14 protein-coding genes are annotated in these 13720 nt (G+C 37.2%); 12 read left to right on the top strand and 2 right to left on the bottom strand.

Going from position 1 to position 13720, the window contains the following annotated elements; translation table 11 throughout:
- Positions 1-74: 74 nt before the first annotated feature.
- From V5M37_RS16975 to V5M37_RS16930, 10 genes are all read left to right on the top strand, one after another.
- Positions 75-863 carry a hypothetical protein gene (locus V5M37_RS16975; RefSeq protein WP_423798351.1) on the top strand — a complete coding sequence of 263 codons (789 nt, stop codon included), beginning with the start codon at positions 75-77 and terminating at the stop codon, positions 861-863.
- Positions 864-868: 5 nt separating this feature from the next.
- A complete protein-coding gene (locus V5M37_RS16970) occupies positions 869-1327 on the top strand; it encodes a hypothetical protein (RefSeq protein ID WP_423798350.1) in 459 nt (152 codons plus the stop codon).
- A gap of 165 nt (positions 1328-1492) precedes the next feature.
- On the top strand, positions 1493-2161 hold the full coding sequence (locus V5M37_RS16965) for a TerC family protein (protein ID WP_423798349.1): 669 nt from the start codon (positions 1493-1495) through the stop codon (positions 2159-2161).
- 305 nt (positions 2162-2466) lie between these two features.
- On the top strand, positions 2467-3315 hold the full coding sequence (locus V5M37_RS16960) for a DUF1002 domain-containing protein (protein ID WP_423802640.1): 849 nt from the start codon (positions 2467-2469) through the stop codon (positions 3313-3315).
- Positions 3316-3747: 432 nt separating this feature from the next.
- The gene (locus tag V5M37_RS16955) at positions 3748-4866 is read left to right on the top strand and encodes a cysteine desulfurase family protein (RefSeq protein WP_423798348.1); all 1119 of its coding nucleotides are present in this window, start codon (positions 3748-3750) and stop codon (positions 4864-4866) included.
- Positions 4867-5775: 909 nt separating this feature from the next.
- Positions 5776-6903: a glycosyl hydrolase family 18 protein gene (locus V5M37_RS16950; protein WP_423798347.1), complete on the top strand. Its 1128-nt coding sequence runs from the start codon at positions 5776-5778 to the stop codon at positions 6901-6903.
- Positions 6904-6970: 67 nt separating this feature from the next.
- A complete protein-coding gene (locus V5M37_RS16945; RefSeq protein WP_423798346.1) occupies positions 6971-7360 on the top strand; it encodes a cupredoxin domain-containing protein in 390 nt (129 codons plus the stop codon).
- Positions 7361-7564: 204 nt separating this feature from the next.
- Entirely contained in the window at positions 7565-8119 is a 555-nt protein-coding gene (locus V5M37_RS16940; RefSeq protein WP_423798345.1) for a CBO0543 family protein, read from the top strand.
- Between the two features lie 15 nt (positions 8120-8134).
- Positions 8135-9151, top strand: a complete 1017-nt coding sequence (locus V5M37_RS16935) for a DUF3231 family protein (RefSeq protein WP_423798344.1) — start codon at positions 8135-8137, stop codon at positions 9149-9151.
- A 99-nt stretch (positions 9152-9250) separates the two neighbouring features.
- On the top strand, positions 9251-9628 hold the full coding sequence (locus V5M37_RS16930) for an SET domain-containing protein (protein ID WP_423798343.1): 378 nt from the start codon (positions 9251-9253) through the stop codon (positions 9626-9628).
- 163 nt (positions 9629-9791) lie between these two features.
- Here V5M37_RS16930 and V5M37_RS16925 read toward each other — a convergent pair whose 3' ends face one another.
- Complete coding sequence (locus V5M37_RS16925) at positions 9792-10010, bottom strand: hypothetical protein (RefSeq protein ID WP_423798342.1); 219 nt, start codon at positions 10008-10010, stop codon at positions 9792-9794.
- A gap of 231 nt (positions 10011-10241) precedes the next feature.
- On the opposite strand from V5M37_RS16925, the gene V5M37_RS16920 reads away from it, so the two are divergent.
- The gene (locus V5M37_RS16920; protein ID WP_423798341.1) at positions 10242-11012 is read left to right on the top strand and encodes an SDR family NAD(P)-dependent oxidoreductase; all 771 of its coding nucleotides are present in this window, start codon (positions 10242-10244) and stop codon (positions 11010-11012) included.
- A 127-nt stretch (positions 11013-11139) separates the two neighbouring features.
- On the opposite strand, the gene V5M37_RS16915 is transcribed toward V5M37_RS16920, so the two are convergent.
- Complete coding sequence (locus V5M37_RS16915; RefSeq protein ID WP_423802639.1) at positions 11140-11961, bottom strand: hypothetical protein; 822 nt, start codon at positions 11959-11961, stop codon at positions 11140-11142.
- 582 nt (positions 11962-12543) lie between these two features.
- On the opposite strand from V5M37_RS16915, the gene spoIIP reads away from it, so the two are divergent.
- Positions 12544-13695: a stage II sporulation protein P gene (gene spoIIP, locus V5M37_RS16910; RefSeq protein ID WP_423798340.1), complete on the top strand. Its 1152-nt coding sequence runs from the start codon at positions 12544-12546 to the stop codon at positions 13693-13695.
- The last annotated feature ends 25 nt before the right edge of the window (positions 13696-13720 follow it).

The following is a 13720-nucleotide window of genomic DNA, read 5'->3' as shown; positions in this document are numbered from 1 at the left end:
CAATATTTAAAGACTGGAATAAATCTATTCCACATTTGGAAATATATTATAAATCGTTCCTTAAGGTGGATTAGATGAACAACTATACAAATGATAATACTGCCAGACGGTATAAAGCCCATGTTAGTATTTTTGGGACAACCCAATTGCATTTAAGAAATCCTTATATCATTGCATGGTGGTCCGCTGCATTTCCTGGATTCGGGCATTTGCTATTATCTAAATATCTTAGAGGATATGCCTTATTTATTTGGGAAGTGGTTGTTAATATTAAAGGCCATGTTAATTCTTCAATGATTTATTCCTTTCAAGGGAATATTGACATGGCAAAAGAGGTATTGGACACAAGATGGCTTCTTATGTATATCCCTGTTTACCTTTTTGGTATTTGGGACAGTTACCGAACAACAGTAGATATGAATAAGTTCTATCTTTTAGCTGAGCGAGAGGGACACCGATTTAATTCATTTTCATTAGGAGCATTAGAAATCAACTACTTAGATAAGCGAAATCCCATACTTTCCGTTATGTGGTCCTTGTTTATACCGGGTCTAGGGCAGCTTTATATACATAGGATATTAACTGCTTTCTTTGTCATCGTATGGTTAGTGATATTTTATTATAATTCTCATGTTCAAGAAGCAATTGTACTTTTATTCTTAGGTAAAGTTAAAGAAGCTACCTCTGTTATAAAACCTGAATGGCTTCTCTTTATCCCTTCACACTATGGGTTTGCAACTTATGATTCTTATATGAATACGATTGAAAATAACAAACTATTTGAAAAAGACTTAAGGAATCATTTAACCGAGAATTATCAATCGGAGGGTTTCAAAATACTAAAAGGGCAAAAAGTGAAGTGATAAATATGCAGTTATTTTCAACATTTGAAACCACTGGATTTTTAGAAATGGCCATTTCAACGTTAGAAAAAAAAGGGATTAAAAAGGATAGTATATTTGCTGTCCCTCTGGATAATCGAGCAGAAGAACGTAAAATTTTTGATACCCTTCATCGCTCAGACGGTACAAGTTTGATTGATATTGGAATGGGGCTTGCAACTGCTTTTTCAGTTATTGGGGCAAGTATTGGGTTTAAATTGGCTTGGGGACCAATTTATTGGGGACTGATCGGTGCATTTGTTGGATTTGTTCTTGGATTTGCTATTCGGCTTTTTATGGAATTGGTTATAAAGAAGAAGAAAAAGGTTTTAAAAGGAAAACATTCTGAAGTAATCTTAATTGTGGATTGTGAAGAATCACAAGCTGAGTTAGTAGAAGATATACTTTGGAGCCATTTTGCCTTAGGAGTAGCAAAAGTAAAATGATTCGTTATTTGTTGAACATATTTTAAAGCTAAAGACTGTGAAAGATTACAATTAAACTATCTTTTGAAAAAGAAAAATATTTTTAATTAATCCAAATCAGATGGTCTTTAATAAACCCCAAATTAATATAATGGCTTAGTTAAACTTAAGCCAGAGGTGGTTAAATTGGAGATATTTGGTTTGTCGTTCACAGTTCTTTTGGAGGTTATTTTAATCAATATTGTATTGAGTGGCGATAACGCGGTTGTGATTGCTATGGCAGCTCGGAATGTTCCAAAGAAACAACAAAAGAAAGCAATCTTTTGGGGCACAGTTGGAGCCATTATTTTACGATTAATTTTTGCAGTAGCAATAGTATACCTACTAGAGTTACCATTCTTAACCTTTGCTGGCGGCCTTCTTCTCGTATATATAGCTATTAAACTTTTAGTTGATGAGGGTGACAATCATCAGAGAGATGGAGGGTCAAGTTTAATTTCCGCAGTGAAAACCATAATTACTGCTGATGCAGTGATGTCCCTTGATAATGTACTAGCTATTGCTGGTGCTGTTGAAGGAAATTTAGCTGGGATTATCATCGGTGTGATGGTTAGTATCCCAATCGTCGTTTTTGGAAGCCAATTCATATTGAAAGCCATGGAAAAGTTCCCGATGATCACCTATGCCGGTGCTGGAATATTAGCTTGGACAGCAGGTGAAATGATGGTCGGTGAACCAAAATTCCAGCCGATTCTCCCAAATGATTTTCACGTATTGGTACCAACAGCTATTACAGTTCTTGTTATAGGTTTTGGATATATTATTTCAAAAATTAATACAGCAAAAGAAGGCTAAATTAAATATAAGGTTAAAATGGACAACACTGGGAATTAAACTGTTGTCCTTTTTTGTTTGGTGAAATCATCTTTTTGGCCATTGATTACATATCGAACCATTGCCGTCATAGTCTTTTTGTGATAAAAAATTAGGCGGTAAAGGAATCGTACTCTAGCTGTAACATTATTATCCACTATGTAAAGACCTTAATAGAATTAGCATAATTGTTACCTATTCTTATAATGAAATCCAAACATCTAGTGTTATGATATTTCAAAGCCAAATTTTCAGGAGGTATTTTTTTGAAACCGAAAATACAGGCAATGTTTCTTACTATAGCGATGCTTTTCTCAATTCCTTCGATTTGCTTTGCAGACGCATCAGAAGGAGATGTCATTGTTACTTTAGGAGAAAACCTAACACACCAGCAAAAAAATGATATTTTAGCAGAATTAGGGGTACCGGAAAACGTACAAAGTATAATCGTATCAAATCAAGAAGAGCATGAATATTTAGGGGAGTTTATTCCCAAGTCACAAATAGGGAACCGAGCAATTTCATCAGCAAGTATCACGATTGGAGCCCAGGGTTCCGGGTTAAATGTTCAAACGAACAATATTACATGGGTTACAGACGATATGTATAAAAATGCCTTGATGACAGCAGGTGTTAAGGATGCAACAATCCAGATTACAGCACCATATTCTGTATCAGGTACAGCGGCTTTGACTGGAATTATGAAGGCTTATGAAACGACAACGAATAAAGAAATTCCTGATGAAGTCAAAAAAGCGGCTAATGAAGAAATGGTGAAAACCGCAGAGCTTGGTGATTCCATTGGAGCGGACAAAGCCGCTGCTCTTATGGGAAAAGTCAAAGATGAAATCGCCAAAAATGATCCAAAAACAGAAGCTGACATACGGGAAATCATTCAACAAGCTGCTACGGAGCTTGGGATTTCGTTAACAAATGAAGAGTTAGATAAATTAGTAGACTTCTTCAACAAACTAAAGGGTATGGACATTGACTGGAACCAAGTAAAAAACCAGGTAAGTGAAACAGCAGAGAAAGTATCCACCTTTTTACATTCAGATGAGGGGCAGTCATTTTTACAAAAGCTGCAGGATTTCTTAAATCGGACAATTGAAGAGATTCGTGCCCAATTAAACTAATGGATAAAATTTATTCTTGCGTGTTCCTAATCAAAAAAATGATGCATGGGGACGGTTCTCGTGCATCATAAAGATTGTTGGATTTGGTAATTTTTATAGGTTAATTTTATAGTTTACAGGGACAACAGCGAGATTAAGCTGTTGTCTTTTTAATTAATTCCTAACTTTTATCAATTGAAGGGGTTGACTGAGTTTTGGGTCCTTAACAAAAAATCCCACTGAGCTGTAATGGCTTGGCGGGTATTTTTTTGAATGAGTGGACAGTTCTCGTGTTTCAAATAGTTTGTTGAATGAAGTGAAGAAGGCTGCTGAACTTGTGATAAATGCTGAATCCTCGTAAAATAAACATAGAATACACATACAATACTAGTAGAACAGTATGAAAGTTTACTTGGGAAATAGGAATCCTCCGGGGAAGGAATGAATCGGTAAATGCAACAAATTTATTTGGACTACAACGCCAGTACACCTCTGGCTCCTGAAGTTATCGATGCCATGATGCCGCTCCTGCATGACTATTATGGAAATCCGTCAGCGCTGCATTGGGCCGGGGCACCAGTAAAAGAATTGTTACAGAAGGCAAGGGAACAGGTTGCTGGCTTAATTGGCTGTTCTCCCAGGGAAGTGATTTTTACAAGTGGGGGCAGTGAAGCCAATAACCTCGCATTAAAAGGCTATTATTTTAAGAATAAAAGCAAAGGCAACCATATCATTACATCAAAAGTAGAACATCCAGCAGTGAAAAATCCATGCCAATTTCTCGAACAAATCGGGGCGAGGGTTACCTACGTAGGCGTGGATCAATACGGGAGAGTGTCAGTTGAAGAAATTGAACGAGCCATCTCGGAGGACACCATACTGATTTCGATTATGCACTCTAATAATGAAACCGGGACTTTACAGCCGATTCACGAGATTGGGGAACTAGCTGAAAGGCATGGAATTGCCTTCCATACAGATGCTTCTCAATCAGTTGGGAAAGTGCCTGTTAATGTGAACGAGTTAAAAGTCGATATGTTGACCATCGCCGGCCATAAGCTATATGCTCCTAAAGGAATTGGAGCGCTTTATATAAAAGATGGTATCAAACTGGAACCGCTGATTCATGGGGCTGGCCATGAATTCGGGCTACGGGCAGGAACGGAAAATACCTTGTTGGCAGTCGGATTAGGAAAAGCCTGTGAAATCGCTGAAAATCAGGTTGGAAAAAGCATATTGAAGGAACTTACGGACTATTTTTGGAGCGGATTAAAAGGAGACTTTGGAGATCGCGTTCAGTTAAATGGACATCCTAAGGAGCGTCTGCCGAATACATTGAACATAAGCTTTGTAGAAAAAATAGGACAAGATCTGCTGGCGGCGATCCCACAGTTAGCGGCCTCAACTGGTTCGGCTTGCCATGCTGGCAGCATCGAATTATCACCGGTATTAAAGGAGATGGCTGTCCCTGAAAAGGTTGGAATGGGGGCCATCCGCTTTAGTTTGGGCAGGTACACGACGAAGGATGAAATCGATCAGGTATTGAAATGGTTAAGGGGAACGATAGATTAAAGTTATCAGGGACAACAGTGAGATTCACTGTTGTCCTTTTATTTAATTCAGAATGAGACAAAAGAACCGTCCGAGACCACTGAAAAACATGACTTTATCTGGAATTTGTTTGTTAAGATAAAATACTCTGGGTTGAAATTGAAAATTCCCTTCTGAATAGACCATCCTAAGGCTAAGGAAGACCAATCAGTTTAGGCCAAGATGGAAAATGGTCTTCATAAGGCCGATGAAGACCAAAACGGCTCACACCAATGTGGAAAATGGTCTTCATAAGGTCGATGAAGACCAAAACAGCTCACACCAATGTGGAAAATGGTCTTCATAAGGCCGATGAAGACCAAAACGGCTCACACCAATGTGGAAAATGGTCTTCATAAGGTCGATGAAGGCCAAATCAGCTCACACCAATGTGGAAAATGGTCTTCATAATGCCGATGAAGGCCAAATCAGCTCACACCAATGTGGAAAATGGTCTTCATAAGGTCGATGAAGACCAAAACAGCTCACTCCAATGTGGGAAATGGTCTTCATAAGGCCGATGAAGACCAAAACAGCTCACACCAATGTGGAAAAGGGTCTTCATAAGGTCGATGAAGACCAAAATGGCTCACACCAATGTGGAAAATGGGTCTTCATAAGGCCGATGAAGGCCAAATCAGCTCACTCCAATGTGGAAAATGTTCTTCATAAGGCCGATGAAGACCAAAACAGCTCACACCAATGTGGAAAAGGGTCTTCATCTTGTTATTGATGACCCAATCTGCATGTCAATGGGGTAAATATATCTTTAATCTCCTACTATATGAAGTATTTTTCAGTAGTCTCGAACCGTCCCCATGCCTAATTCGTGTATAAGTTACACCTTTTCTTATCAACTTAAGAAATATACTAATTGGGAGAAGGTGTATTATGGCGAAGTATTGTTATCGGTCATTCACCATTATTTCGTTAAGCTTGGTCTTATTACTAATGTCATCGTGTAGTCAGTTACAAACAAAAGTGGAGGACAAAAAGGATAAAAATAAAACTCCTCGTGAAGTTTTAGGTTTTTACACCGAACAGGAAGGAACGTTTCCAGGGTCTCAACCGACAGTAGACTCGCAATACAAAAGTTTAAGCAGCATCGCACCCTTTTGGTATAAGCTTGACGATAAAAATCCGGGAAGTCTTATAAGTTCCGTACCAGCAGACCATAAGACAAAGGTTATTCAGAGTGCTCATGAAAAAAATTTGAAGGTATATATGGTTGTACATAATCTATTTTATGAAACCGTGGAGAAGGGCAAGCAGGTAGCAGGTGATGTACTCGATGATGAAAAAAACCGCGATCTTTTCATTCAGAATTTACGCAATGAAATCAATCAGTTCAAATATGACGGTATTAATATTGACATGGAAAATTTGAATTTGACTGACCGAGAACCCTTTAGCCAGATGATAAAAGAACTGTCTGATGCGCTGCATCGTGATGGAAAAGTAGTGACGGTTTCAGTCCCGGCAAACACAGGTGATTCCCGTGCTAATCCCTGGTCACCATGGTTTGATTACGAAAAGCTTGGCCAATATTCAGATGGGTTAATGATAATGACGTACGATGAACATAACCCAAGAACAAAACCCGGCTCAACCGCATCGGTCGATTGGACAGAAGCAACGATTCGTTATGCGTTGAAACATAAGGTTCCACCGGCAAAAATTTTACTCGGAATCGCTGGTTATGGATGGGACTGGGATACAACAGCAGGCAAAGGCAAGTATACCTCCTATGAAGAGTTAATGGGTCAGAAAAGAAAATATAAAGCTAAAGTTCTATGGGACTCCCGTTCAAAAACACCTCATTTCAGTTATGTCGATCAAGAACAACATAGCCATCAGGTTTGGTTTGAGAATAGCGATAGTCTGCAGTATAAGCTAGACCTTGTAGAAAAATATAACCTACGGGGAATCGGGATTTGGCGGCTTGGTTTAGAGGACCCAGAGTACTGGAAGACGATACCCGAGAAAATAAAAGTAAAAAAAGTCAATGAAGAAAGTTGAAATCAAATTAACTTGATAATATTTAATAATTTTGAAAAAAATAGTTGTAGGAAAGGAGGGATTACAAATGACTGTGAAAAAGAAGCTAACTGGATTGGCCGTTTTGCTTGCAATGATAGTGGTTCTGACAACGCTAGGCTCATACAGCGTTTATGCCGAAACCAGCGTCCTAACACAGCCTATTCAGTCAGCCAAAGCAATTGAGGTCGAGTTAAACGATGATTACTTTAAACCGAAAGACATCACTATTCCGAATGGAAGTACCACAACGTTACTTTTGAAAAACAAAGGAAAGAAAAAGCATACCTTTACTGTAGAAAAGCTCAAAATTGATGTTGAAATCCTGCCAGGAACAGAAAAAACCATTACTGTGAAACCGACTATGTCCGGTACATATGATTTGATATGTCGGTACCATTTACAGGAAGGAATGGCTGGAAAAGTAATAGTCAAATAACAAGCAGGGCCCCAAATCGGGCCTTGCTTTTTTTATAGGTAACTTACTTTTTACAACCCAATCATTTTCAAAAATCTAACTCTCCATCACAAACAATATTTCTTTAAAAGGGGAATTTCATCGAAAATGGCGGAAATCAGGCTTGAATAGGAAAAATAGATAAAAGGGGATAATAAAACCATCTGATACGAGAGAGTGAAGAAATTGAAAGCAAACTATCCAAGTTATGATGAAATTCGAAAATTAGAATATAAATTAACTGAAATGAAAAATGAATATTGGCTCCATCACGATTTGTTTACATTTCAATGGTGGTTGCTTTTGATTATTTTTATTCTTCCATGGATTGTATGGTGGAGGTACGTTGATAAAGGTAGATTAAAGGAAATTGTACTTTTTGGCGCTTTATTAATGCTTTTGGTTGGACTGATGGATGATATAGGTGCTAATGCTCACCTTTGGTCCTATCCCTATAAATTGGTACAGTTGTTACCAAGATTAGTCGCAGTTGATTACGGAATACTTATCGTGGCTCATATGACTGTTTATCAATTCTGCAAAACATGGAAATCATTTATCATTGTTAATTTAATCATGGCCACTATATTTACCTATATATTTGAACCTTTATCCGTTTGGCTAAACATTTATAAATTAGATAACTGGAAATACATCTATTCGCTTCCAATCTATGTTGCAAAGGCTGTACTTGTAAAATGGTTAGTTCAAGTAATAAATCGAAAATCTAAATCTATGTGATAGGGTGGAAAATTCATGGTTAAACACATACCCAACATAACATCTGCTGAAATCTCAATGTTATGGAGTACCTATATTGGTGACACCATGTCTATGTGTATTCTAAAACATTTTTTTCAGACATGCGAAGATCCGGACGTTAAACCTATTATTAAACTTGCTCTAAAGTTTTCCCATGACCATGTGGCACAAATATCGGATTTATTTACAAAAGAAGGCATTCCTATACCTAATGGATTTGGAGAACAGGACGTTAACCTGCAAGCAAAGAAGCTTTTTTCGGATATCACGTATTTGCGTTACCTACAGCATATGGGTAGAACGGGATTGAATTCCTATAGTTTGGCTAAGTCAATTTCTGCCCGTAAAGATGTCCGTGACTTATTCAAACAGTTTTACTCTCAAACCGAAATGTTATATGACCGAAATGCAGAACTGATGCAGGAAAAAGGGGTTTTTATCCGGTCTCCTTATATTTCTTATCCTGATAAAGTTGAGTATATAACAGAGAGAAAATTCCTCGGCGGTCTAATAGGTCATCGGCGACCACTCCTTGGAATAGAAATTGCCCATTTAGGAGTTAATATCGAAGTGGCAAATGTGGCGAAAACAATGCTTTTAGGATTTAGCCAAGTCGCTCAATCTAAAAAAATTAGTGACTACTTTAAAGATGGATATGAATTGGGAAAGAAAATGGTGGAAGATTTTATGATAAAACTAAAAGAAGATGATAATTCATATCCCTCTACATGGGATTCTACCATTACCAATAGCACTGACCCACCTTTTTCCGATAAACTAATGTTATTTCATACATGTGCACAAAGTGCCATTGGTATTGGAGATTTTGGACTTGCCATAGCTGCATCATTTCGAAAGGACTTAACGATTAATTATGAAGGCTTTATTATTAGAGTCGGTTCCTTTGCTGAGGAAGGTGCAAAACTCTTAATTGATCACGGGTGGTTTGAAAAACCCCCCCAATCGATTGATAGAGAATCACTTAGAATTCAAAATATAATGAAAAGGTAGAATACTCCATTTAAAAAAAGAGCGTAAAAAAAAGAGCATTATGTTCAAATTAATGGTACAGTTTAGTAAGAAAATTTTAAAGATGAATAGGAGAACAACATGATTGAGATAAAAAAATCTCCACTAAGTGATGGAGAATTCGATAGAGGAGTATTTGCTACATGTGATATCAAAAAAGGAACGCTTTTACACGAAGCACCTGTCATTGCTTATCCAAATGAGGAGCATCAACATATAGAGAAAACCCTACTTGCTGATTACGCTTTTGAGTATGGGATCAATCATTCTGCGATCCTGCTTGGTTATGGAATGTTGTTTAACCATTCTTATGAACCTAATGCCTTTTACGAGATTAATTTTGACAATCACACTTTTGAATTTTATGCTTACACAGATATAAAAGCAGGAGATGAGATTTTAATTAATTATAATGGTGAGGTTGATAACAAAGATCCACTGTGGTTTAATCAGGACTAGTTATTTTGATTCATTATTTTTTGGAAGAAATAAATAGGATAGAGATGCACAAATAAAAAAGAAATGGCTCTATTTTAATGAGTCATTTCTTTTTTATTTACAAAATCGCTGATAAATTAGATGCAATTCTAACTGAATTTTAAAAAAACCTTAAACTTTCTAATTACAAACCTTTTCCAATATCACGTATTGGTGCTTGCAATGGAACAGACGGTGGTGCCAAAAGTGGAGCGACAGTCTCTCCAATTGTCGTATATCCGACTGGAGTAGTTTTTGGAATCGTTGCAGCTGACCCCGTACCAATTTGCAAAATTCCCGCATTGGCGATAATGCCGATTTTCAAAAACCTGATTTCAAATGCTTGTTCGAGATAACGATCCATATCCATCACCCGAAATCATTATATGCTGAGAATTTAACTTTACGATTCCTTTTGGTTAAATTTTATTGATTTTGACCTATTTTATTAATGAAATAAACTACTTTTCAATAAATTGTCACTTATTTCTGTAAATTCAATATTAGTAATTATCTGAAAAAGTTTATAATGGACATGTGATGTTACTAAATTTTGTAAACCTCTGTTAATAGTAAAAAAGGAAGGTGAAATGAAATGAGTAAGTTACATGATCGAGTTGCGCTCATTACAGGTGGGGCAGGCGGAATTGGTAAGGAAACAGCCAAACGTTTTTTACAAGAAGGTGCAAAGGTTGTTTTAGTTGATTTGCTGCTAGAATCCCTAGAGCAGACAAAAGCAGAACTAAGTCAATTTGGCGATGTACTTATTGTTCAGGCAGACGTATCAAAAGAAACAGACGTACAAAACTATGTGAAACAAACAGTTGACCGTTTCGGGAAAATCGATATTTTCTTTAATAATGCAGGAATTGAAGGAAAAGTTCAGCCGATTATCGAAACGTCCCTTGAGGATTTTGAAAAAGTCCAGCGTGTTAACGTGAATGGTATTTTCTTAGGATTGAAACACGTGCTTCCTGTTATGACCAAACAGGGTTACGGCAGTATCATTAACACATCTTCTGTAGCGGGACTTGGCGGCACACCAGGTGTTGCTCCTTATGTCACAAGCAAACATGCGGTAATTGGCTTAACCAAAGTTGCCGCACTTGAGGCGGCGGGAGCGAACGTACGAGTGAATTCCATTCATCCATCGCCTGTTAATACGAGAATGATGCGTTCTTTAGAATCTGGATTTAGTCCGGAAAACCCGGAAGGTGCAAAAGACCAATTTGCCAAAAGTATCCCTCTTCAACGGTACGGAGAAGTAGCTGACATTGCTAATTTAGTTTTGTTCCTAGCTTCAGATGAGAGTGCATTTATAACAGGTGCCCAATATCGCATTGATGGTGGGATGGGGGCACTTTAAACGAAAACAAAACCTCAAACTCAACTTGAAGTTTGAGGTTTGTTTTTTGAAAAGGAGAATTGGTGCCCGGAAAAGAGAAAAGTGGGCCGGTGCGGCTGCCAATAAAACCAAACAAACGAAGTACAGATTAAGTATCAAACAACGTTCCACTTAACGCATCAATATACCTGTCCGCTGACTTCTGAACGGCTATTTTGGCATCTTTTTTGATTATGCCATGAAAAGCATTATACAATCGGTCAAATTCCAATTCTTTTACGATATTGGCCATCTCACGCACTTTTGGTGCAGGCAGTGGGATCAGATTAGGGTAACTATACATAAAACTGACCCAATTTTTATCGGCGACCACTTGGATGATATCACCTGACAGTAAAATTCCCTTTTGCTCATTCCCATTCTTCCATTCTAAAACTGATCCACCTTTAAAATGTCCGCCTAGACGGTGAATAATGACCCCTTTATGTAATTCGAGGGATTCACCTGACCAGAAAAGAATCTTATCGCTTGGCCTCATGACCCATTCTTTATCATCCTCATGTATATAAATCGGCACATCGAATAGTTCTGCCCATTCAACTTGTGCAGAGTAATAATGCGGATGGGATAGGGCAATTCCCTGCAGTCCACGCAAATCCTTCATCTTTTTAATGGTACTTTCGTCAATAAAAGTGATACAATCCCATAATAAATTGAAACCCGCACTTTGGACCAAATAAGCAGTTTGACCAATTCCGAACTTTGGAATAGTGGTTATGCTGAATAGACCTTCTTCCTCAAAAGTAAACCTATTTTGATAGCCTTCTTTAGTCATTTTCTCCAACGTGGTCCACGACTGCCCATTCGGATTTACATACTGCCTTTCCTCATTACAAATCGTACATTGCTCTGGTTCTTTCATTAAACTTTCATACTGAACACCACAAGTCTCGCAAATATAATTTTTCAGAGGTATCCCCAGCCTTTCCAAAAAAAGGATATACACAAAATTATATTTAAAGGATTTTTCGAATAGACATACACTTAAACATCTTTACAAAATATTCCAGTTATTTTACTTTACTAGATAAACTTATCAATAAATTTATTATGTAAACTATAATAAATAACAAGAAAAATACCCTGAAATGAATCTGTAACATAATTAAAATATGAATGTTCTAATTTTCAGAATATAATGTAACTACAATAGTTGCTAAATGAAGTTGGTGGTTTTTAAGGACAAAACAGTGGAAAGGGGGCATGATCAATGGATATTTGTATTTCATGTGGTGAGGAATTGTCAGTAATGGAGAGAAATCGTGCGGAATGCTGGGAGTGCAAAGATAAAACATCGGAAGCATATACAGAAGGAGAATGACATGGTAATGGATATTTGTGTGATACTCTAAAAAGCCAGCTAGCCTTTTAAAGGTGCTGGCTTTTGCTTTTCACACCTGTAATAAAGTAACTATATTGTAAAAATAAAAACTCTATTTTTCCTCCTAAACTCCTTATTCACTCATACACATGGGATAAGGAGGTATTTCCAATGAATCCGCTAAAAATCATCCCACTAAAATTTATTTATCGTTCTGTCCTAGTTGTTCTATTAATGTTCTTCACTATTTCATTGTTTATTGTGTTAAAAGTAAATATTACTTCCCTAAAAATGAGTAATTCAATCGGAATCTTAAATGGACAGAAACTCTTTGTTGAATTTTTTAAATCGGAGAATCATTCCTTTTTCCGAAAATTGAATACTCCTGTTTTTACTATACCAAAAATAACAGATGTTGCATTCCAGATAGCAACCACCATCAAACCAACAGATATAAGAACGTACTTAGGCAATGAAATACCTGGATTAAGAATGCATGAAACAGAAATCGTCGTAGCAGGGGAGGGAACGAACCTAAGGAACCTTCCAAAAGAATCGGCTCCTCCAAATAGGGCTTTATTGAAGGAGAGACAAGCATCTGAAGAGAAATTAAAAGAAAATCAACGAACCGATGATGGCCGGCTTAAAAATCCCGAAAACAAAACCGTATTTATTTATCAATCCCACAGCTGGGAGTCATTCCTTCCAGTTTTAAAAGATGTAAAAACACCTGACGATGCCATTAGCTCAGATGAAAGGGTAAATGTCATTGGGTTAGGCAATCGATTAGCTCAAGATTTAATGAGTAAAGGTATCGGCGTGGAGCATGACAAAACCAATATGACTCAAGAATTGTTGAAAAAGGGATGGGAATCAACAAAAGCATATGTAGAATCTCGAGAGATTGTCGAAGCAGCCGCAGCCAATAACAATCAATTTAAATATTTTATTGACATTCATCGTGATTCACTAGGGAAAGAGACCACTACTAAAACGATTAATGGTACAAGCTATGCAAGGCTTTATTTTGTCGTAGGAAAAGAAAACAAAAATTACCTTGAAAATCTGGAAGTGGCCAAAGCATTGAATAGTCAGTTAGAACAAAAGTATCCTGGCATCAGCAGAGGGGTATTCTTAAAAACGTATAAGGATGGGAACGGCGTATATAATCAAGATCTCTCAGATAAGGCCATGCTGCTGGAAATAGGCGGTGTGGATAATAATTTGAATGAGCTGAATAACACCATCGATGTATTTTCAAATATACTTGCAGAATATTATTGGAAAACAAATGGATCAAACGAGGTGAATGCGAATGGCTAATTTCATAGAAGTAGTTAATAAGAAT

The organism is Neobacillus sp. SAB-20_R2A, from assembly GCF_049568635.1.
In the GTDB taxonomy this organism is placed as follows: Bacteria; Bacillota; Bacilli; order Bacillales; family Cytobacillaceae; genus Neobacillus; species Neobacillus citreus.
The sequence above is the reverse complement of the archived record's forward strand: the minus strand, read 5'-3'. Positions and strand labels throughout refer to the sequence as shown.